The following is a 20,444-nucleotide window of genomic DNA, read 5'->3' as shown; positions in this document are numbered from 1 at the left end:
CCCATGTTCGGAGAGGGAGCGGGTATGACGTCAGCTAAAGACGATGCGGGGCAGGAGTTTCCGACGGAATTCGTCGCCACCTCGCTGACCGGCTCCCTCGCGGTGCGCACCACCGAGCAGGGCCTGCCGTTGGGCATCAAGCTCGACCAGGATCAATTGCGGCGCGACCCGGCGGCCTTGGCGGCCGAGATCTTACGGCTGTGCAAGCAGTCGGCGAACCGGGCCGGGCTTGCCCGCCGGACCCAGCTGCGGGACGCGGGCTTCACCTCCGAGATGTTGTCGATGACCGGACTGCCCACCGAGCAGGATGTGGCGCGGCAGGAGATCATCGAAGAGCAAGAGTACGAGAACGAGCCGCAGAGCTGGCTTCGATCAGTGTGACCTAGACCAGGATTCGGGAGGTAGTCATGGTCGACACGATGGACGAGTTGATCGCGCGGGTGCAGCAGCAGATGTACCGGCTGCGTGACCTCAACGACGCGACCGCCGCAATCCTGGTGACCGAGACGTCGGCGGACGGGGCGGTTACCGCGTCGGTGGACGGCAATGGCGCACTGGTCGGGTTGAGCCTCACCGGCGCGGTAGCGAAGCTTTCGCCAGCCGACTTCGAGAAGGCACTGGTCGACACCGCGCGGGCGGCGGCCTACCGGGCCTTTGCCGAGCGGGGCGGGCTGGTTACCGCATACAACGAGGAAAGCGCGGCGCAGTGATCCAGAACTTATGCCGTGATGAGTACTCATGTGCTTCGCTAGGTAAGGTCTGACGAAACGCCCTGTGGTGTTTCGGGATTGGATGTCAGTCATGAATCACATTGAAGTTGTTCCAGATGCGGTTCGGGCCTACGGCTCCGCCTCGGCCGCGATGGCCGCGGGCGTCGCCACGGCGGGCGCGGTCGACCAGGCGGCGACCATCGGCACGGTCGTGCCGGTGTTCGGCCTGATCGGCCAGGAGTTCCTCGCCTCGTTCGCGTTCGCGCAGGCGAATCACCTGAGCTCGGTGGCCGAACTGGCCGCGGTGCACGCGGGTACCGCGCTGACCGCGCACGAGGCAGCAAGCACCTACGAGTCCACCGATAGCTCGTCCGGTGCTGCCATCGGATCGGTCAACTCGAAGTCATGACCATCCCCGGTGCCATTCCACCGCCGGGGGCGGAGCCGCTGGATCCGACCGTGCTCGACCTATTGCGGGGCAGTTCCCTGGCCCCGATGCTCGACCAGCCGGTGAACCACATCCTGCAGGACATGGGTCTGCCGAACCTGCCCGAGCTGCCCTCGTTCATCCACATGCCCGAGATGCCGCCGCTGCCACCGCTGGACCTCACCGCGCTGATGCGGCCGCTGACCGACCTGGCGTCCGCGTTCGGCAGCGGAAAGCTTGGCGCGCCACCGGCACCGGCCCCCGCTCCCACGAATGTCGACGGCACGCAGAACGCGGCGGCACCCCCGCCGCCCGTCGACCCTACCCAGGTGCTGACCGGCATCTCGACCGTGATGCAGACCGTGATGCAGGTCGGCACCTCCGCCATTCAGACGGTGATGTCGGTGTGGCAGGGCATGGCGGCGATGGAGGCGGCGAAGAAGTCGGGCGAGGCCGCGACGGACGCGGGCAAGCTGGAATCGCAAAGCACCCAGGAGAAGATGCACATCACCAACGCGGCGGGCAGCGTCTTCACCGGTGCCGGGCTGATGTCCGCGGTGGTGGCGAAGTTCTCCACCACTCTTGCCTTGGCCCCGCTGTACGCGGCAACCCCTGCGGGACAGGTGTTTCTGGCCGCGTCGGCCGTCGAGTCGATGGCCGAGGCGCTCGGCATCACGGTCAAGACCAAGGGCGAAATGCTCGTCCACAGCGCCTCCATGACCGCCACCGGTACGAAGGTTCCGATCACCAACGCCCCCAAGGGTGTAGCGGGCGCGGGCGGTGCCGACGAGCTGAGCAAGCTGATGAGCATGGTGACGCCGCTGATCAGCACCGCGAGCACTGCGGCGCAGTCGCTCGGTCAGCTCGCCCAGGCGAGTTCGGCACTCAACGCGCCGAAGCCGGTCGTCGACTCGAAAGCCCATGTGGATGGCGAGCTTTCCGACGACGAGCAGACCAAGTTGGCCGAAGAGTCCGCCGCGGGCGCGACCGGTTCGGGTCCGGGCGCCTTCGGTGGCCCCGGCCCCGGTGTCGCCGCCGGTACGCAGGCCGCCCCGTTGAACCCATGGCAGGGCACCAGGGTCGCCAGCGGTTCGGTCGGCTCGCTCACCGGGCTCAGCGGCGGGTCGAGTCCCGCGACCACGGCGGCGATGTCGACCAGCGGTACGACCGGTGGCAGCGGCGGAATGATGCCGATGAGCGGCGCCGGCGCGGCCGGACTCGCCAAAGACGGCTCGTCGAGCAGCGATTCGCTGCGCGGCCACATGGTGACCAGTCAACACGGCGACGAAGTAGTCGGCCACATCGCAGGGGTTTCGTTGCCGGTGGTCGGTGCCGCCGACACCGTGATGGAACCACCGCCGGATAAAGAACTCACGCTCTGACTTTGAGGAGGGTCTGATGAGTACTGAAGGGGCAGGAGACGCGTTCGCGAGTGTCCAGTTCGACGCTGTCGCAGCAGGAAAGGCATCGAGCGGGCTCGATGGTCTCGCTGATCGGCTGACCGCGGATCTGGAAGCCGCTGAGCGAGCGTTGACGATCCAGCCAGCAGGAGCCGATGAAGTCTCCGGCCGGGCCGCGCAGACCGGGAACGAGGTCGCGTCCTCGTACTTGGCGAGCGCGCAGGCCAGCGTGACCGAGATGCGAAAGCTGGCGGCCACGTTGCGGTTGCACACCAACGAGTTCAGCCAGATGGAGAGCGACAGCGTCGCGGACCTCACCGCGGGCGGCACGTCCGCCTGAGGCACGGGTCCGTGGAAAGGCCTGTCTTGGAAAGGCACAGCGCAGCAATGATCGAACCACCGAAGCCAGGGTTTACCGGCGTGGTGTGGGAAGCTCGGCCGCCGGAGCGGCTCGCGCGAGACCTCACCACGGGGCCGGGCTCTGTGCCGATGGCCGAGGCAGCCGCCGAATGGGCGCGGCTCGCCACGGTTTTCGGTGCGGCGGTGCTCGAATACGAGCAGATTCTTACCGCGCTGCGCGGTGCGTGGGAGTCCGGGCGCAGCGATGCGGTGATGCAGAAGGTGTCCACCCTGCGGGACTGGCTGGTGGACGCGGCAACCACGGCGACCACGAACGCCACGCGCCTGCAGACTCAGGTCGCCGCCTACGAGGTGGCCAAGCTGAGCATGCCCAACACCCTTGACATCGAACAGATCAAACAGATCCAGCACATGCTGGAAAGCATGGGCGCCATGCTCGGCGCACCGATCCGTGCCATCGCCGCGGACACCGACGCGGACGCGGATATGGCGAAAGCCGTTGCGTCGCGGGTGATGCGCAGCTACGAGACGGCCGCCGAACCGCTCGCGATGCCGTGGCAGCATCAGGCACCGCCGAAGATCGCCCCGGAGCAGGCGTTGGCCGCCGAGCAGGCGAATGCCGCCGCCGCGGCAGCGGCGCCGAAGGTCATGCCTGCCTCGATCGGCATGCCGATCGGCTCGTTCACCATGCCGACCTTGCCGCCGCGGGTGTTGTCCGCCTACCGCGCGCCGGTGTACTCGCAATCCGCGACGACCACCGAGCCGGTGACGAAGGCGACCCCGGTCGGCACGACGAACGCGACCGGCCAGACCGCGCCGATGAGTCCCGGCGCGATGGGAGGCGGTGGCGCGTCCCAGGATTCGGCCCGGTTCCCGCGCGCCAGCCTGGCCGGTGAGTCCGATCAGATCGGGCTCGAAGGCGAGATTCAGGCCGCACCCGCCGTGCTCGGCGGAGCCGAGTCGGTGGTGAAGGCGCCCATCGAGACACAGACCGAATCCGGCGGTGCGCGGTGACCACGCTGACCAACGACGCGTTGCTCGCCGTGGCCGACCGGATCGGGGTGCAGACCCTGCCGCTCGCACTTTCGGTTGGGCCACAACAGGATTCGTTCGAGGAGTGGCAGCGGGCGCAGGAGCACGCGGTAGCCATGCTGACCGACGGCGGCCTGATCGACGCGCACGGCGAAGTGGACGCCGAGCTGGCCGAAACGTTGTTCACGCTGGCGCTGCCGGAGCAGGAACTGGTGGCCCGTATCTACACCGAGAATGGTTCTCGCCGAGTCTGTTTCGTGCGCCGCGGGCATCTGCACGCGCTCGCCGTCCGCTCCGGCGACGATTTCGAGGTGCGACAGGTGTGGAGCGATGGCTCGGCGGCCGATCTGGTGCGACCGCTGCTCGCCGCCATGGATCCGTGCTCGCCCGCCGAAATCCCCACTTTCAGCGTCCCCGCAGCGGAGCTGGCCGAGCGGCTCAACGCCGCCGCGACGTCCAGCGAGCTCACCGACGCTCTCTATGCCCTGGGTGCCACCGAACGCGACGCCACCACATTGGGGCTCACGTTCGGTGCGACGCACGCATACGCCGAGATCGTGGCGTGCGCCCATGAGGACGGCGTGACCACACGCGCACCGGGTGCCGTCGCTGTCTACGACACCGCCCGCGGGCGGATCGTCGTAGCGCCGACGGTTTCCCCGGATCAGCAGGTCTGGTCCACGGTCACGCCGGGTTCCGACCACCGGGTTGCGCAAGCAGTCGCCACGTTGATCGAGGGGCTGCCCGGGGGGAGGTGGCTGCCTCAGTAGTTCTCGGGTGGCAACTTCGGTTGTCTCGTAGTTCGACGAGATCGCTCGTATGAGACAGCGATCATCACATATGACGAAAGGTCAAGAAAATGGCATACACCAACCTTGGTGGTTCTTCGGGCGACACTGTCGGCGTCGACGTCAGCGGCACCAAAAGTGTTGTCGACCAGATACATCAGGTGATCGACGACCTCAGAAAGCAGGTCGACAAAGTTGACCATTCCGCGCAGGATGCGGCGAACGGCTGGAAGGGTGACGCGTCCCAGAAGTTCCACGATGCCGTGAACGCCTGGAGCCAAGAGTCCATCGAGCTGAACAAGAAACTCACCATGTTCAATCAGGCCATCGAAGACGGCAGCTCGCACCTCCAGAACATGGACCAGCACTGATAGTTCTGCCCTACACCAATTAACCTGATCCATCGTTCGAAGGAATAAAAAATGACCGGCCCCATCCTTTACGACCCGAAGACCATGAACCAGCTGAATGCGGACTTGGGCACGCACGGCGGAGCGATCCAGAACGAAATCCACACGCTCCAGAGCTTGGCTCAGAAGTTCCACGACAACCTGGTCGGCGCGGACGCTACCGCAGCCTTCAACGCGAAGCACAAAGAACTCAACACGGCGCTCGAGGACACTTTGCAGAGGCTGAAGGACCTGGCCACTAAGGTGGACGAGGCGCTGAACCGCGCGCTCGCGACCGATAAGAAGGTCGGCGCCGGTTTCTCCGGTTAGTTCGGCGCCGGTTCCTGACATGTGCGTTACCTAACGGCCGACCGGGACATCCAGTTCCGGTCGGCCGTTCCGGTCTGTAGACCAGCACAGTGGTTTTCGAGCCAGCGCTGTGGTTTCTGAACCAGCGCGGGGATTCCCGGATCAGCGCGCGGCGAGCGATTCGCCGATGTAGTGCATCTCGTCCGGTGTGGTCACCATGAATACGGTCGCGCTCGCGGTCGCGGTGCGCACGGTGATCCGGTTGGGCGCGTCCGGATCCTGGACCAGCGTGACATCGGCATCGATCGGCGCAGGCGGCTGATCCGGCGTGCGCACATGCACGATGGTGGCGCCGCCGGCGTGCGTGGTCGGTGCGATCCCGTCGAACACCACGACGGTGGTGCTCGGGTACGGCGCGGCGGGCAGCGGCGGCGCGGCGGGGGCGTGGTAGCTGGCGCCCGCTGACCGCGGCGCGATCGAAATCACGTGTGGCGCATCGAGATTAGTCACCATGGTGTGCCACGCGTCGGGCCGTGCGGTGTGCACGATGGCGTGTGCGCCGAGCGCGGTCGCCCGCAGGATCACCTGCTGGGCCAGGTCGAGGTTGCCGATGACCTCCAGGTGCCTGGTGCCCTCGCCGACCAGCGGCACCGCGATGCCCTGGCCCGTCTCGTCGGCCCCGATCAGCTGCCCGCAGCCCGCGGTCGGCACCGCGATGTCGGTGAGCGCGGCGATGGTGCCTCGATATCCGGTATCGGCACCCCAGCGACCGGCGGCCCCGATCGGCAAGGTGTCCAACAGGATTCGCAGCTGATTGCCCGGCAGTTCGCGCAGGCCCGGCAGCGGCGCCTCGTCCGGTTCGAAGGCGGTGTCGAACCGCACCACGGCATTGAGCACGACGGTGCCGACATGGTCGGTTCGCGTCTCGTGTCGTTGCGCGCCGGGCCGCAGCCGCAGTGTCACCGTGGTGGACAGGCTCTGCACGGTCCAGATATCGGCGAGACCGCGCGGGCCGATCATGTCCGCGCCGATCTGATAGTGGGTGAGGTGGCGGCCCTGGTACTCCAGTGACCTCGGTGATTCGGTGAGCTGGTCGACCTCGAAGCCATGGGTGAGTTCGCGGACCGCCGTGTTGATTTCGGCCGCGGTCAGCACCGAGGTGGCGATGTCGTGTGCGGCGAGCCGGTTGGCCACCCGGCGGGTGGCGATCATCGCGGTGCGCAGGGCGCCGGTGCCGCCGCCACCGCGTTTGTCCACCGCCTCGGCATTGGCCAGCGGATCGAGCCGAAGCACCAGCCAGCAGGTGCGGTGCGCGATGGCGGGCAGCGGGCCGAGAATGCTGTCGTAGAGGTGCGAGATGATGCCGGTGCCCGCTGTGCGCGCGCCCGTGCTCACGATGTCGACGCCGGCCAGTGCGAGATCGAATTGATCGAGGCAGCGGGCGATTTCGGTGAGCGGAAGCAGCTGGTCGGTGCTCAGCGAACCGCGGCGAAGCAGCGTCAGCGTGTCCGGCGGCGGGTCGATGCGCAGCATGGTGAGCAGCAGTTCGCCGTCCCAGCGGACGCCGTAACCGCCGCCCTCGCTGAACGGCACGTCGAAGGCGGGCGCCTGGGCCAGCTGGTCGGCGGGGCGCCTGGTGCGTCGTCGGGCCAGCGCGCCGCCGATCCGCCCCGCCGGGGTGCGACCCCGAATCGGCAGCAGGCCGATCACCGCGAGACCGACGCCGGCACCGATCGCGCCCCAGACCGAATGCGTTGTGGCGAGCACGATCCAGGCCAGCGCGGCGGCCAGTACCACCACCGGCACGACGACTCGGAGGGGATAGACACGGAAGAGCCAGAACTCGGGGTCGCGCAGGGTGTCGTAGTCCGAGGCCGGATCGGTAGGTGGTGTCGGCGCACCACTGCCTTCGGGCTCGGTCGTGGTCTCATGCTCTGTTGTCGTCACCGCGTTGTCCCTGTCTGCCACCTGTTCGGCCACCGCCCATGACCGTGAAATCATCGGTTCAGGGCCGTCCTGGAATTACGGTACCGTGTCGATGAAGATGGTTCTCGACAGTTCAATGGAGACCTTGTGCCGGCACAGCTGACCACCCGAGCCCAGGTCAACGGGTACCGATTCCTGTTGCGCCGTCTCGATCACGCGCTGGTGCGGCGCGACGTGCGAATGCTGCACGATCCGATGCGGTCTCAGGTGCGTTCGCTCATGGTCGGCGCGGTGCTCGGGATAATCGTGGTCGCCGGTGCGGCCATCCTGAGTTTTCTGAAGCCGCAGGGTTCGGTCGGCGACTCGTTGATCGTGTCGGGCAAGCAGAGTGGCGCGCTGTATGTCGTGGTGCAGGGCAAGGACGGCGGCAAGACACTGCACCCGGTGCTGAACCTGGCCTCCGCCCGATTGATCACGGGCAGCACTGCCGAACCGAACGCGGTGAAGGACAGCAAGCTCGAGGACATGCCACGCGGCCCGATGGTCGGCATCCCCGGTGCGCCGAGCGCGCTGCCAGGGTCGTCGCAGGGGTCCCGTTCGGAATGGGCGCTGTGCGAGACGATCGCGCTGTCGCAGGGCGGTAGCGCGGCCTCGGCCACCGGCGGCACCACGACGATCATCGCGGGCCGTCCCGCTCTCGGCGATCAGACCCGCAGGGTCGGCGCGGACCAGGCCCTGCTTGTGAAGCGCGCCGACAAGACCTACCTGGTCTACGACGGCAAACGCGCCGAGATCGACCCTGGCAACTCGGTTTTGGTGCGTGCGCTGAACCTGACGACGCACCGGGCGCGCCCGATCGGCACCGGAATGCTCGGCGCGACAACGGAAGTCCCCCCGCTCGTGGCGCCGCAGATCCCGCAGGCCGGGCAGCCGGGGCCGGGGCCGCTGTCGAAGGTTCCGGTCGGCGGTGTCATCTCCGTTCGCGACGTCGGCGACGGCAAGCCCGAGCTGTATGCCGTGCTCGCCGACGCGCTGCAGCCGGTGAGCCCCTTCACCGCACAGCTCATCCGGTTCGCCGACTCGCACGGGATGAGCGACATCCCGACCATGCCGCCGGACGTACTCGATCGGGTGCGTGTGGTGCATGACGTGTTGCCGGTCAACGACTTTCCGGTCGAGACCCCGAAGATCTTGAATGCCGAGGACGCCCCGGTCGCCTGCGTGGCCTGGTCCAAGACACCGGGCACGGCCCCGGCCAATCGCAAGGTCGACGCGGGCGACGGCCCCAACGAACGTGCCTCGATCGCCCTGCTCGCCGGGGTGCGCGTGCCCCTCGCGGAATCGGCGAAGGCCGTCGATCTCGCCACCGCCGACGGCACCGGTGACCGGGTTGACGCTGTGTACGTCCCGCCGGGCAGCGGTGAGTTCGTTCAGGTGACCGGCATGGAGCCGGGCAGCCCGCGGCGCGGCAGCCTGTTCTACGTCGCCGATAACGGTGTCCGCTACGGGATTCCGGATATGGCGACCGCGGGCGTGCTCGGACTCGGGGATACGCCGCGGCTCGCGCCATGGGCGATCATCGGCCAGATGGTTCCCGGCCCGACCCTGTCCCCGAAGGAAGCGCTCATCGTGCGCGATCAGCTGCCGCAGGAGCCGCAGCACTAGCCGTGCCGCAGCCGCGCACTAGACGTGTGCGGCTCGCAGTGGTTTGCTCAGCCGGTGAAGACGACGTTCATCGAGGCGAGGATGCTCGACAGCGCGGTGTGCATGTCCGGCGCTTCGATGCGCATCAGCATCGAGGCGTCGATATTGTCCAGATCCAGGTTTTCGTCGTTGGCAAGCCGGAACTCGCGCTCTTCCTCGGCCGCCTCGATGACATTGCGGATGAACCGGCCGTTGCCCGCCAGGTCGACGCCGCGGCGGGGCTGTCCGCTCTGATCGGTGCTCTGCTGCGCGTAGAGCTGGGTGCAGGCAACAACGAGCAGCTCGAGCGCGTCGTCGGACAGTTCCGAGTCCCGCTTGTTCGCGATGACCTCGCCGATCTTGCCGAGCTCATCGGGTGTGTAGGACGGGAACTGCACGCGCTTGGAAAAACGTGATGCCAGACCGTCATTGGAGGCAAGCAGGCGATCGATCTCGCCGTCGTATCCGGCGATGATCACCACGAGCCGATCGCGGTCGTTCTCCATCCTGGCCAGCAGCGTATCGATGGCCTCACGGCCGAACGAGTCGCCGCCTTGCAGGCCGGTCTGGATCAGCGTGTACGCCTCGTCGATGAACAGCACGCCGTCCATCGCGCTGTCGATCAGCGCCTCCGACTTGACCGCGGTGCCGCCGAGGTGCTCGGCGACGAAGTCGACGCGCTTGGCCTCGACCACCTTGTCGGTCTTCAAAATGCCGACGCCGCAATAGATCTTGGCGACCACCCGGGCAATGGTGGTCTTGCCCGTTCCCGGCGGTCCGGTGAACGCAAGGTGCTGGCCGCGGGCCCCCGAGGCAAGACCCTTCTCGGCGCGGATCTTCGCCATCTGCGCGCTCGACTGGAGCTTGGCCACCTGCGTCTTCACCGAGGCGAGACCGATCTGGGAGTTCAGTTCGGCGCGCGCGTCGGCGAGGATCTTCTTGGCGCGGTCCTCGGTCTCGGCCTCCTCCATCGCCTTCATCGACGGAGCGGAGGCCGGATCCCACTTGTCGGTGCGTGCGTCGATGGTCTCGCGAGAGGTGACGCTGATCCGGTAGGAGCGGTCGCGCATCGCGGAGGTGTTCGCCTCGAAATCCGGTGCCTGCGAGTACACCTTCTCGAACAGCCCCTGTGCCACTTCTTCGTTGCCGGATTCGCGCAGGCACAGGCCGCGGCAGAACATGGCGGTCGACCGGGCGGCCGGGATCGGGCCGGATTCGGCCTGTTCCATCCGGCGGATCGCCTCACCGAACAGACCGAGCTGCGCGCACGCGGTGCCGACCATGACGTTCGCGCCCGCCGCGAGATACGGGTCGTCCCACTCGGCCGAACCGGCCAGCACGGCCATGACATCGGGCCAGCGCTGGGTGTTGTAGTGCATGACGCCGCGGACGTAGGCGCAGATGCGGTTGTCGATCTCGCGATCCGGGTCGCTCAGCTGCGACCTGCGATACGTGTCGAGGTCGTTGAGCACCCGCTCGGCCTCGTCGTATTCCTTCTCCGCGATGAGGTACGCGGCCCAGGCGAGCCAGATCTCGGTGTAGCTGGCCAGGGGGTAATCGATGTAGAGGCCGGGCAGGAACCGTCCGGCCAGCTCGCGCGACGACAGGCCGAGCCTGCGTTGCTCCCGGTACAGCGTGCTGGTGCTGGTCCGGTGCATATTGAACAAGACGTCCTTGGTGATCTCGCCGGCGACGGCCCGGCCGAGCCAGGCGTCGCACATGGTCGGATCCCACTCGGTGGCACGCTGGAAGGCGAGCTTCGCGTACTCGAGATCGCGCGCGGACTCCTGCCCTTCGATGGACAGTCCGAGCGACAGGATTCCGGCGTCGAAGGCGCGTTGTGCTTGGCGATTGCCGGTCATGGCTGTCGGACCCCGAAGTCTTCGTTCGTAATAGCGGATGAGTTCTTGATGACCCCCAGACTACCGATCGCGCGGTGCCTGGACTGTCCGTTACATTAGGTTCAGCTGCCGGGAGGTTGCAACGCAGTGTTGTCTAGGTGAGAGTCATACGGGTGTCGAAGTCGTTCACTCAGAAGACGTTCCACCCGGCGCGGTCGAGGCGTGAACAATCGTCAGTGGAGAGGCCGGGGGTCCGGGTTCGTTGATCGAGTCATCAACCAGTGGCACACGCGCCGCTGAGCCGGAGCTGAGTCGAGTTTCCGTCATCGGCGGCAACACTCAGCTCGATGTCGGCCTGCCCGCTACCGTCCCGATCGCCAGCTTCATCGGCGACCTGGTCGCCCTGATCGAATCGCGCAACCCCGACCAGCTCGAGGCCGAGGACGACGCGGTGCCGCTGCGGGCCCAGCACTGGACCCTGGCGCGCGTCGGTCAAGAGGCTTTCGCGCCGAGCCGCACCCTCACCGACGCCGACGTGCACGACGGCGAACTGCTGGTGCTGCGTTCGGTCACCGCGAAGGAATCCCCCGCGCTCTTCGACGACGTGATCGACGCGGTATCCCGGCTCACGGCGGAGGAATTCCGCAGCTGGACCGGCGCATCGGCGCGCTGGATGGGCCTGGTCACCTCGGTGCTGACGGTGCTCACCGCGCTGGCGCTGCTGGTGGTCTCGCGCGGGCATGGCGATCCGCTGGCCCCCGCGTTCGCGCTGTCGGCCGCGGGTATCGGTGCCTTCGTCGCCGCGGGTTTCGCCGCCCGCAGATACCTCGACTCGGTCACCGCGACGTGGTTGTCGCTGGACGGTCTGCTGTTGTTGTTCGGCGGTGCCGCGCTTTTCGTGCCTGGCGAGCTCGGCAGCGCGCATCTGCTGCTCGGCTGCTCGGTGACGCTGGTGGCCGCGGTGCTCGGTTATCGGGGCGTCGGCACCGGCGCCACCTTGTTCTCCGCCGCCGGTGCGCTCGCCGTGATCGGTGGTATCGCCGCCGCGGTGTATGTGGTCTGGCATCCCGGCCTGCCGAAGCTGTGCGGTGGTCTGGTTGTCGTCGGCATCGCGCTGCTGTCGATGGTGCCGCGACTGGCCGCCGGGCTGGCCAGGCTGCCGATCCCGCCGGTGCCGACCGCGGGCGCCGCCATCGACCCGGCCGATCACGAACAGCGCCCGACCATCGAGGGCATCGGCGCGATCGGCGCTACGGCGCTGCCGTCGGCGTCCGGCCTCGGTGAGCGGGCCCGTGCGGCCAATCAGTACCAGTCCGGCTTGATCATCGCGTGCACGCTGAGCGCGGTGATCGGCGCGTTCGGCGCGGCCGACACGCTCGGCTCGGCCCGCTGGCAGGGCATCGTGCTTGCGGTCGTGACCGGCATCATCCTGTGCCTGCGCGGCCGATCCTTCGCCGATCTCACCCAGGCCGCGACGCTGATCGCCGGCGGCTGCGTGACCTTCGTCGGGCTGGCCGCCGGTGCGGCCCTGGGGGACACCGAATTCGAGCTGCTCGCCGTCGGCCTGCTTGTCGCGTTCGCGGCGGGCACGGTCGGCTTCGGCGTGATCGGTCCGCATATCGAGGTCACCCCGATAACCAGGCGGATGATCGAGATCTTCGAATACCTGCTGATCATTTCGCTGATCCCGCTGGTGCTGTGGATCATGGGCGTCTACTCGATGGCCAGAAACATATGAGTGCGGGAACTGATGGGACCTAGCGCTTTCCGTCGCAACCTGCTGCGGATGGCTGGCGCCGCCGCGGTGGTCGGCCTAGTGAGCGCACCCGCACCGCCCGCCACCGCGATATCGCCGCCCGGCATCGATCCGGGTGCGCTCGGTATCGCACAGGCATTGAGTGGTCACCCCGCGCCCCTGGAGCCGACCGAACAGCGCGATCAGTGCGCGGAACCCACGCTCACCGGCTCGCCGCCGAACGAGGCGCCGATCTCGCAGGGGGTGCTCGATCTGCCAGCGGCCTGGCAGTTCAGCAGGGGTGCCGGGCAGAAGGTCGCGGTGATCGACACCGGGGTGCAGCGGCATCCGCGCCTGCCCGTCCTGGAAGCGGGCGGCGACTACGTCTCCGATACCGACGGCACCGTCGACTGCGACGGGCACGGCACCCTGGTTGCCGGAATCATCGGTGCGCAGCCGAGTCCGGGTGACGCGTTCGCCGGGGTGGCGCCGGACGCGGAGATTCTCACCATCCGCCAGCTCAGCCTCGCCTACGAGAAGAAGGATCGCGGTGGCGATCGGCCGCCGGGCAGCATCCGCGCCGACGGGTACGGCAGCGTGCTCACCTTGGCCGCGGCCGTGGTGCGTGCGGTCGACATGCACGCCTCCGTCATCAACATCTCCGAAGTGGCGTGCAGCCCAGCCGGATCCGACACCGCCGACTCTTCGCTCGGTGCCGCGGTGAAGTACGCCTACGAACACAACGTCGTCGTTGTCGCCGCCGCGGGCAACGTCGAGCAAAACGGTCCCTGCCAGAAACAGAACGACGGTTCCGGCTGGGACTCGGTCAACACCGTGGCGAGTCCGGCGTGGTTCTCGCCGTATGTGCTCGCGGTGGCTTCGGTGGACGCGGACGGCAAGCCGTCGGATCTGTCGTTGCACGGTCCGTGGATCGGGGTCGCCGCGATCGGCCGCAATATCGTCTCCCTCGACAGCAAACGCGGTGGCGTCGGGCTGGTGAACGGTGTGCAGACCGACGAGGGCATCCGTCCGGTGGACGGCACCAGTTTCGCCGCGCCCTACGTCGCCGGGCTCGCGGCGCTGGTGCGGTCCAAGTTCCCGAATCTCGATGCGCGACAGGTGATGGACCGCATTACCCGCACCGCGCAGGCGCCGGGCACCGGGCGCGACGACGCGATCGGCGCCGGTCTGATCGATCCGCTCGCCGCGCTGACCGCGCAGCTGCCCGACAAGCCCGTCAGCGAGGGCGCCGATGTCGAGCGCGCGATCGCCGCGCCCGTCATCCCGCCCGGCCCGGACCCACGGCCGCGCCGGATCGCGGTGATCGGCTCGCTGACCTGTCTGACCGCCTTGGCCATCGGTATCGCGGTGGCGATTCCGTTCCGCCGCAGACGCCGGGAGATCGACGCGGAATTCGACCCGTAGCGCCGGGCCTGTGCCGACCGCAGACTGCTCGACTGATCGAAGGAATCCATGGCTACCGAAGGTTTCGTACGACGCCCCCGGATAGCGCCGCCCCGGGCCCCCGGTGGTGAGGTGGCGCTGACCCCGCCGCCGGAGATTTCACGCCCGCTGCCAGCGCCGCTGATGATGAAGCTGATGCCGATCGTCATGGTGGTCGCGGTCGTCGGCATGATCGCGATGATGGCGATGATGGGCCGCAACCTGCTCGCCAATCCGATGTCCATGATGTTCCCGATGATGATGCTGATGTCGATGGTCGGCATGATGGCCGGTTTCCGCGGCGGATCGGGCAAGCGGCCCGTCGAGCTCAACGAGGAACGCAAGGACTACTTCCGCTACCTGGATCAGATCCGAAAGGATGTGCGGCGCACCGGCAACAAACAGCTGGAGACCCTGGTCTGGAGCCACCCGGACCCGGCCGACCTGCCGTCGCTGATCGGCACGCGGCGGATGTGGGAGCGCAGGCCCAACGATCCCGACTTCGGGCACGTCAGGGTCGGCATGGGCAGTCATCGGCTTGCCACCAAGCTGGCTAGGCCGGAAACCGGTCCGCTCGAGGATCTGGAACCGGTGTCCACCGTCGCGCTGCGTCGCTTCGTGCGCACCCATTCGGTGGTGCACAGCCTGCCGACCGCGGTGTCGCTGCGCGCGTTCCCGGCGATCAACATCAGCGGCCCGCCGGAGGAAGCGCGCATGCTGACGAGCTCCATGCTGATGGAGCTGGTCACCTTCCACGGACCAGACCATCTCGCGGTCGCCATCGTCTGCGCGGACCCGGACGGGCCGTGGGGCTGGGCGAAATGGCTTCCGCACCTGCAGCATCCGACCGTGCGCGACGGCATGGGCTCGGCCAGGATGATGTACACCTCGCTCGGCGAGCTGGAGACGGCGCTGTCGGCCGAGCTGATGGAGCGGGGTCGCTTCATGCGCAACCCGCAACCAACCCAGGGGCGGCTGCACCTGGTGGTGATCATCGACGACGGGTACGTCAACGGCAACGAACGGCTGATCAGCGAATCCGGCCTCGACTCGGTGACCGTGCTCGACCTCACCGCGCCGGAGGGCGGGCTCGCGGCGCGGCGCGGGCTGCAGCTGGTCGCCTCGGGTGGCGACGTGTCCGCACGCAGTGCCGTCGGTGTGGAGAAGTTCGCGGTTGCCGACGAAGTGAGTGCGGCTGAGGCCGAAGCGTTTTCGCGGACGCTCTCGCGCTACCGGCTGGCGACGGCGGCCCAGATCGTCAGCCTCGGCGAGGGCTCGACGGCCGATCCCGGGCTGATGGCCTTGCTGAAGATCCCGGACGCGGCGCAGATCGACCCGGCGCGAGTCTGGCGGCCGCGCACCGCGCGGGAACGGCTGCGCGTGCCGATCGGCATCACCCCCGACGGCACTCCGGTGGAGATCGACATCAAGGAGTCCGCCGAGAACGGCATGGGCCCGCACGGCCTGTGCATCGGCGCGACCGGTTCGGGCAAGTCGGAATTCCTACGCACCCTTGTGCTTTCGCTGGTCACCACGCACTCGCCGGACGCGCTGAATCTGGTGCTCGTCGACTTCAAGGGTGGCGCCACCTTCCTCGGACTGGATTCACTGCCGCACGTCGCCGCGGTGATCACCAACCTGGAAGAGGAACTGTCCCTGGTAGACCGCATGAAAGACGCGCTTGCCGGTGAGATGAACCGGCGCCAGGAACTGTTGCGGTCCTCGGGTAACTACGCCAACGTCACCGATTACGAGAAGGCAAGGGCCGCAGGCGTTCCGCTCGATCCGCTGCCCGCGCTGTTCGTCGTGGTCGACGAGTTCTCCGAACTGCTTTCGCAGAAACCGGATTTCGCCGAACTGTTCGTGATGATCGGCCGCCTCGGCCGCTCGCTGCACGTGCACCTGCTGCTCGCCTCGCAGCGCCTGGAGGAGAACAAACTTCGCGGCTTGGAGTCGCACCTGTCCTATCGCATCGGCCTGCGCACCTTCTCGGCCAACGAATCACGCGCGGTGCTCGGCATCACCGACGCCTACCACCTGCCGAGCGTGCCAGGCGCCGGGTATCTGAAGAGCGATGCCTCGGATCCGTTGCGGTTCAACGCGAGCTACGTGTCCGGCCCCTATGTCGCGCCGGTGGGCACGGTAACCGGCGAGGACGGCACCCCGGTCGGCGGCCAGCGGCCAGCGGTGTTCACCGCGGCGCCGGTGGAGATGCCGGAGCCGGTCGAGGAAGACTCGCCACTGGATCTGCCGCCGTCGCCGACCAATCCGATGCTCGAACTCCCGCCGCCCCCGTCGGCGGTCGGCGTGCCCGGCTCGGACGAGGGCGTGCCGGACTCGCTGCTCGACGTGGTCGTCAAGCGGCTGACCGGGCACGGCCGCCCGGCGCACGAGGTCTGGCTGCCGCCGCTCGACGAATCACCGACGGTCGACATGCTGCTGCCCGACCCGGATTGGCGTTCCCAGGTCAACCGGCACGGTCAGCTGTGGATGCCGATCGGCGTGATCGACAAGCCGTACGAGCAGCGTCGTGACGTGCTCACCATCAGTCTGGCCGGCGCACAGGGCAATGTGGCGGTCGTCGGCGGCCCGCAGTCGGGTAAGTCGACCACCCTGCGCACCATCATCATGGCCGCCGCGGCCACCCACACCCCGCAGCATGTGCAGTTCTACTGCCTGGATTTCGGTGGCGGCAGCATGGCGGGCCTGGTCGGCCTCCCGCACGTCGGCTCGGTGGCTGGTCGACTCGACAGTGACCGGGTGCGCCGCACCATCGCCGAGCTCACCTCGCTCATGCGCCAGCGCGAGGAACGATTCGCCGAGCTCGGCATCGAGTCGATGGCCGAATTCCGGCGGCGTAAGTTCGCCGCGGCGGCGCACGTGCCCGACGGTGCGGCGTCGGCCGGAAATCCGTTGGCCGACGACCGATTCGGTGACGTGTTCCTGGTGATCGACGGCTGGGCCGCGATCCGCGAAGAGTTCGAGGTGCTGGAATCGCAGATCACCGCCATTGCGGCACAGGGCTTGTCGTACGGTATCCACCTCGTCATCGGCGCGTCCCGGTGGGCCGAGATCCGGCCGGCGGTCAAGGACCAGATCGGCACCAGGCTCGAGCTGCGCCTCGGTGACCCGACGGACTCGGAGATGAATCGGCGCACCGCTTTTCAGGTTCCGGTCGGTCGCCCCGGTCGCGGTCTTACCCCCGCGGAGCTGCACATGCTGGTCGCCCTGCCTCGGTTGGATTCCAACTCCGATCCGGACTCGCTGGCCGAGGGCGTCACCCTCGCCAAGCATGGACTCGCGGAGTTGCATGCCGGCAGGGTGGCGCCGGAGGTGCGGATGTTGCCGCTGCAGCTCAGCCGCGACGAGGTGCTTGCCACCGCGCGGGAACAGGGCATCGAACTCAGCCCAACCAAGGTGGTCGTCGGTCTCGGCGAAGCCGAATTGCAGCCGCTCGTCCTGGATTTCGGGAGCGAGCCACATTTCATGGCCTTCGCCGACATCGAATCAGGCAAGACAACGCTGCTGCGCAACATCGTGATGGGCGTGGTGGAGAATTCCACGCCGGACGAGGCGAAGATCATCATGATCGACTACCGCAGGTCCATGCTCGGCGTGGTCGAGGGCGAGCATCTCGCCGGGTATTCCACGTCGTCGCAGACCTGCGGGCCGATGATCGCAGAGGTCGCGGACTTCCTGTCCAAGCGGCTACCCGACTCCGATATCACCCCGCAGCAGCTGCGCGACCGCAGCTGGTGGGAGGGACCGGAGATCTACATCGTGGTCGACGACTACGACATGGTGGCGACCTCGAGCCTCAATCCCTTTGCGCCGCTGATCGAATACATGCCGCAGGCGCGCGATATCGGCATGCACTTCGTGGTAACCCGGCGCATGGGTGGCGTCTCGCGCGCACTCTACGACCCGATCATCGGTGGCCTAAAGAACCTGTCGGTGGACACGCTGATCATGAACGGCTCCAGGGACGAGGGCAAGATCATCGGCGAGATCCGCCCGAGCAAGCTCCCGCCGGGACGCGGCACCCTGGCCTCGCGCAGCAGGGAGGAGGAGATGGTGCAGATCGCCTACCTGCCGCCGACCATCTAGTCTCAGTTATTGGCTTGGACCGCACCGAGTTTCGGCGTGCTGCCCGCGATGCGGATCGCCGGAACCGGTACTGCGGTGTCGAAATCCCAACTGTCGGCGCGGCGTTCGAACAGGGCGCGGGACGGGCCGGTCGCGATAGGGCCCGCGATGCGGGCCAACTGGAAGCCCGCCCTGCGGTAGTAGTCGTGCAGTTCGGTGTTGGTTGTCCACGCGTCGAGCCGGACCCAGTCGCGTTCCTGTTGGCGCGCAAGTTTTCCCGCGTGCGCGAGCAGGTGGTGGCCGATGCGTTGTCCGGCGAAACGCAGGTCGACGATCATGTAATGGACGACGACCGCGTCGGTTAGTTCCCACGGTGACCACAGCCCCGGGTCGGCGTGCCGATTGACGGTGATCGTGCCCGCTGGCTCACCCGCTACCTCCGCGATCCAGGTTTGTCCCGCCGCCAGCGAGCGGCCGACCGCCCGCGCGAAGATCTCGATGGGCAGGCCGCGGCCGGCGACCGTCCACTGGTCGGAGCCGCGGGTGGTCAGCCACGCGATGCGTTGCAGCCGTAGCTGACAGATCACGCCCAGATCGCCAATTGTCGCCTGGCGCAGCACAATAGGGCTCATGCCGTCGCGATGCCAGGCCCGTAGGGCACGCCGATGGTGCGGCCGATGACGCCGAGTCCTTCGGCGTCGCCGAGTTGATAGGCGAGCCGGTTGCGTGCGGCGATGGAGCGGTGCCGGGTGGCCCTGGTGACCCGCTCGTGGTTGGCGCCGATGCGCAGGTGGTCCAGCAGGATGGTACCCGCCGCCACGCCGAGCACGGTGGCCTCCTCGGCGGAGGCCGGCCTGGCCGTCAGCGTGTCACGGTGGGCGGTCTCCGCGTGGCCACGATCGGCCAGCCGGCGGGTGGTGCCCTCCGGGATGTCGTGCGGTGAGTCGATTCCGGTGGCCTCGGCCAAGTCTCGCGGATAGAAGGTGACCTCCCAGGACCACGGCTCGTTATCGAGAAACTGGACGACCGTCCTGGCCAGCACCCAGGAATCCTCCGGCACGCCGAGCCACAACGCGACCGAGGGGCCGGCGGGCTCCATCTTCGCGGTGAACTCCTTGGACGGCACCCGGTGCGCGCCGCGCGCGATCTCCTCGAAGATATCGTGCGGCGATTTCGGCCGGTCGTGTCGAATATGGTCGGTGACAACCGATTCCAGGACTTCCTGGTTGCGCACGATGGTGCCGCGGGAAGTCGCTGTGTAGACGAGATTTTCGGTGACAAGGACCTGAATCGCATTGCGAGCGGTCGTAAGCGAGACCTGCATGTGCTCGGCCAGCTCCGTGTGGCTTGGCAACCGATCACCCGGTTTCCACTTGCCTGCGCGGATCTCCTCGCGGAGGAGGTCTGCGATCCGGTGATACGTCGGACCGTCCGCCATCTTGCTCCTCGGTTGGTCGTGCAGGTAACGAAGTGTACTCTTCGTGACTTCCTACGGCCCGGTAACGCTTGACAGGTGCCTTCAGAGGTTTATTGTAATGAACGTCCTGATCCGGTGTTGTGCGGCGATGACGGCGAGGCAACGTGGCAGGTTCGGATACAACGGTCGTAATGGCTCTCCCCGGCACACTGCGGTGTGCCGATTCGGTGGTGCAGTCCCACGCTCCTGGACTGCTTCCCACCTCGGATCTACTTGTTCGGGCGTGCCGTGGACACCGCGTGGTCGGCGGTCCGCTGCTCTGGTTCGCCCGCGATCTCGCGGTGCTGCACGAGCGGCGACTGGTCGGCCGCGGTGGTTCGGTGGATACCGACCCGCTGGTTGTCCTCGAAATCGAGCGCCGCAGAGTCGAATTGGTCATGGCCATCGATGACTGGGTCGCGCGCAGTGTGCCCCAGCACCGGCTCGGCGCGACACTGCACACCGAAACCGTCGGCGCGGTCATCGACCGCCTCGCCGAATCCTCGGTGCGCGCGCATCACGCGCTGATGACCCTCGACGCGCACGACGAAAGGCTGCACGGCGCTTGGCATCACCTTGCCGAACTCGCCGACGCCTACGACGATCTCGTCCGCGACATCCTCGCGGGCAGACGCCGCCTCCCCGAGTGGTAGCCCCGGTTCGCTAGCCCGCCAACCCCCCGCGCCCTCTCGCGCCGGTGAAGTATGTCTCGAGGCGAGTCATATGGTCGCTAGCTGATCTTCGGCGGCGACCATATGACTCGCCTCGATCCCCGTAGCCCTCTCGGTCGGTCCACCATGCTGCCCAGTATCGAGCTGCGGTTGGGTTCGGCAGGCGACGCGCCCGGCGGTGATGCGGA

General features: G+C 67.5%; 18 protein-coding genes. 14 read left to right on the top strand and 4 right to left on the bottom strand.

Annotation, left to right across the window (positions count from 1 at the left end; genetic code table 11):
• The first annotated feature begins 24 nt into the window (after positions 1–24).
• The 9 genes from OG203_RS20525 to OG203_RS20485 all read left to right on the top strand — a co-directional run bounded on the left by OG203_RS20525 (position 25) and on the right by OG203_RS20485 (position 5,436).
• Positions 25–381 (top strand): hypothetical protein, encoded by a 357-nt coding sequence (locus OG203_RS20525; RefSeq protein ID WP_405167244.1) that lies wholly within the window; start codon positions 25–27, stop codon positions 379–381.
• A gap of 26 nt (positions 382–407) precedes the next feature.
• Positions 408–710 carry a YbaB/EbfC family nucleoid-associated protein gene (locus OG203_RS20520; RefSeq protein WP_405167243.1) on the top strand — a complete coding sequence of 101 codons (303 nt, stop codon included), beginning with the start codon at positions 408–410 and terminating at the stop codon, positions 708–710.
• Positions 711–801: 91 nt separating this feature from the next.
• A complete protein-coding gene (locus OG203_RS20515; protein WP_405167242.1) occupies positions 802–1,119 on the top strand; it encodes a type VII secretion target in 318 nt (105 codons plus the stop codon).
• Positions 1,116–2,519 carry a hypothetical protein gene (locus tag OG203_RS20510; protein WP_405167241.1) on the top strand — a complete coding sequence of 468 codons (1,404 nt, stop codon included), beginning with the start codon at positions 1,116–1,118 and terminating at the stop codon, positions 2,517–2,519. Before OG203_RS20515 ends, OG203_RS20510 begins: the two co-directional genes overlap by 4 nt.
• Positions 2,520–2,535: 16 nt before the next feature.
• Positions 2,536–2,877 carry a PE domain-containing protein gene (locus OG203_RS20505; RefSeq protein WP_405167240.1) on the top strand — a complete coding sequence of 114 codons (342 nt, stop codon included), beginning with the start codon at positions 2,536–2,538 and terminating at the stop codon, positions 2,875–2,877.
• Positions 2,878–2,924: 47 nt separating this feature from the next.
• Entirely contained in the window at positions 2,925–3,911 is a 987-nt protein-coding gene (locus OG203_RS20500; RefSeq protein ID WP_405167239.1) for a PPE domain-containing protein, read from the top strand.
• Positions 3,908–4,699 carry an ESX secretion-associated protein EspG gene (locus tag OG203_RS20495; RefSeq protein WP_405167238.1) on the top strand — a complete coding sequence of 264 codons (792 nt, stop codon included), beginning with the start codon at positions 3,908–3,910 and terminating at the stop codon, positions 4,697–4,699. Before OG203_RS20500 ends, OG203_RS20495 begins: the two co-directional genes overlap by 4 nt.
• Positions 4,700–4,788: 89 nt before the next feature.
• Positions 4,789–5,088 (top strand): WXG100 family type VII secretion target, encoded by a 300-nt coding sequence (locus OG203_RS20490; RefSeq protein ID WP_405167237.1) that lies wholly within the window; start codon positions 4,789–4,791, stop codon positions 5,086–5,088.
• Positions 5,089–5,139: 51 nt separating this feature from the next.
• The gene (locus tag OG203_RS20485; protein ID WP_405167236.1) at positions 5,140–5,436 is read left to right on the top strand and encodes a WXG100 family type VII secretion target; all 297 of its coding nucleotides are present in this window, start codon (positions 5,140–5,142) and stop codon (positions 5,434–5,436) included.
• 141 nt (positions 5,437–5,577) lie between these two features.
• Here the strand turns inward: OG203_RS20485 and eccE are convergent, their stop codons facing one another.
• Entirely contained in the window at positions 5,578–7,362 is a 1,785-nt protein-coding gene (gene eccE / locus OG203_RS20480; protein WP_405167235.1) for a type VII secretion protein EccE, read from the bottom strand.
• Between the two features lie 126 nt (positions 7,363–7,488).
• Here eccE and eccB point away from each other — a divergent pair, with 126 nt between their 5' ends.
• Complete coding sequence (gene eccB / locus OG203_RS20475; protein ID WP_405167234.1) at positions 7,489–9,006, top strand: type VII secretion protein EccB; 1,518 nt, start codon at positions 7,489–7,491, stop codon at positions 9,004–9,006.
• A gap of 47 nt (positions 9,007–9,053) precedes the next feature.
• On the opposite strand, the gene eccA is transcribed toward eccB, so the two are convergent.
• Positions 9,054–10,886, bottom strand: a complete 1,833-nt coding sequence (gene eccA / locus OG203_RS20470) for a type VII secretion AAA-ATPase EccA (RefSeq protein WP_405167233.1) — start codon at positions 10,884–10,886, stop codon at positions 9,054–9,056.
• A gap of 241 nt (positions 10,887–11,127) precedes the next feature.
• Here eccA and eccD point away from each other — a divergent pair, with 241 nt between their 5' ends.
• From eccD to eccCa, 3 genes are read left to right on the top strand one after another with little or no spacing between them, the layout of a single operon-like run.
• On the top strand, positions 11,128–12,603 hold the full coding sequence (gene eccD / locus OG203_RS20465) for a type VII secretion integral membrane protein EccD (RefSeq protein WP_405167232.1): 1,476 nt from the start codon (positions 11,128–11,130) through the stop codon (positions 12,601–12,603).
• A 12-nt stretch (positions 12,604–12,615) separates the two neighbouring features.
• Positions 12,616–14,025 carry a type VII secretion-associated serine protease mycosin gene (mycP, locus tag OG203_RS20460; RefSeq protein WP_405167231.1) on the top strand — a complete coding sequence of 470 codons (1,410 nt, stop codon included), beginning with the start codon at positions 12,616–12,618 and terminating at the stop codon, positions 14,023–14,025.
• 48 nt (positions 14,026–14,073) lie between these two features.
• The gene (gene eccCa, locus OG203_RS20455; protein ID WP_405167230.1) at positions 14,074–18,150 is read left to right on the top strand and encodes a type VII secretion protein EccCa; all 4,077 of its coding nucleotides are present in this window, start codon (positions 14,074–14,076) and stop codon (positions 18,148–18,150) included.
• A 2-nt stretch (positions 18,151–18,152) separates the two neighbouring features.
• Here eccCa and OG203_RS20450 read toward each other — a convergent pair whose 3' ends face one another.
• On the bottom strand, positions 18,153–18,761 hold the full coding sequence (locus OG203_RS20450) for a GNAT family N-acetyltransferase (RefSeq protein ID WP_405167229.1): 609 nt from the start codon (positions 18,759–18,761) through the stop codon (positions 18,153–18,155).
• A complete protein-coding gene (locus OG203_RS20445; RefSeq protein WP_405167228.1) occupies positions 18,758–19,567 on the bottom strand; it encodes a GntR family transcriptional regulator in 810 nt (269 codons plus the stop codon). The genes OG203_RS20450 and OG203_RS20445 overlap by 4 nt, the downstream gene beginning before the upstream one ends.
• Positions 19,568–19,737: 170 nt before the next feature.
• On the opposite strand from OG203_RS20445, the gene OG203_RS20440 reads away from it, so the two are divergent.
• The gene (locus tag OG203_RS20440) at positions 19,738–20,238 is read left to right on the top strand and encodes a DUF4254 domain-containing protein (RefSeq protein ID WP_405167227.1); all 501 of its coding nucleotides are present in this window, start codon (positions 19,738–19,740) and stop codon (positions 20,236–20,238) included.
• Positions 20,239–20,444: the final 206 nt, after the last annotated feature.

Source organism: Nocardia sp. NBC_01499 (assembly GCF_045040275.1).
In the GTDB taxonomy this organism is placed as follows: domain Bacteria; phylum Actinomycetota; class Actinomycetes; order Mycobacteriales; family Mycobacteriaceae; genus Nocardia.
Note: the sequence above shows the minus strand (reverse complement) of the source record. Positions and strands in the feature narration are given on the sequence as shown.

Excerpts from the sequence above, each read along its gene's own strand:
- OG203_RS20500 (WP_405167239.1), top strand. The coding sequence starts at position 2,925 with ATGATCGAACCACCGAAGCCAGGGTTTACCGGCGTGGTGTGGGAAGCT.
- OG203_RS20525 (WP_405167244.1), top strand. The coding sequence starts at position 25 with ATGACGTCAGCTAAAGACGATGCGGGGCAGGAGTTTCCGACGGAATTC.
- OG203_RS20450 (WP_405167229.1), bottom strand. The coding sequence starts at position 18,761 with ATGAGCCCTATTGTGCTGCGCCAGGCGACAATTGGCGATCTGGGCGTG.
- eccCa (WP_405167230.1), top strand. The coding sequence starts at position 14,074 with ATGGCTACCGAAGGTTTCGTACGACGCCCCCGGATAGCGCCGCCCCGG.
- OG203_RS20520 (WP_405167243.1), top strand. The coding sequence starts at position 408 with ATGGTCGACACGATGGACGAGTTGATCGCGCGGGTGCAGCAGCAGATG.
- OG203_RS20445 (WP_405167228.1), bottom strand. The coding sequence starts at position 19,567 with ATGGCGGACGGTCCGACGTATCACCGGATCGCAGACCTCCTCCGCGAG.
- OG203_RS20515 (WP_405167242.1), top strand. The coding sequence starts at position 802 with ATGAATCACATTGAAGTTGTTCCAGATGCGGTTCGGGCCTACGGCTCC.
- OG203_RS20485 (WP_405167236.1), top strand. The coding sequence starts at position 5,140 with ATGACCGGCCCCATCCTTTACGACCCGAAGACCATGAACCAGCTGAAT.
- OG203_RS20510 (WP_405167241.1), top strand. The coding sequence starts at position 1,116 with ATGACCATCCCCGGTGCCATTCCACCGCCGGGGGCGGAGCCGCTGGAT.
- OG203_RS20505 (WP_405167240.1), top strand. The coding sequence starts at position 2,536 with ATGAGTACTGAAGGGGCAGGAGACGCGTTCGCGAGTGTCCAGTTCGAC.
- eccA (WP_405167233.1), bottom strand. The coding sequence starts at position 10,886 with ATGACCGGCAATCGCCAAGCACAACGCGCCTTCGACGCCGGAATCCTG.
- OG203_RS20440 (WP_405167227.1), top strand. The coding sequence starts at position 19,738 with ATGGCTCTCCCCGGCACACTGCGGTGTGCCGATTCGGTGGTGCAGTCC.
- OG203_RS20490 (WP_405167237.1), top strand. The coding sequence starts at position 4,789 with ATGGCATACACCAACCTTGGTGGTTCTTCGGGCGACACTGTCGGCGTC.
- mycP (WP_405167231.1), top strand. The coding sequence starts at position 12,616 with ATGGGACCTAGCGCTTTCCGTCGCAACCTGCTGCGGATGGCTGGCGCC.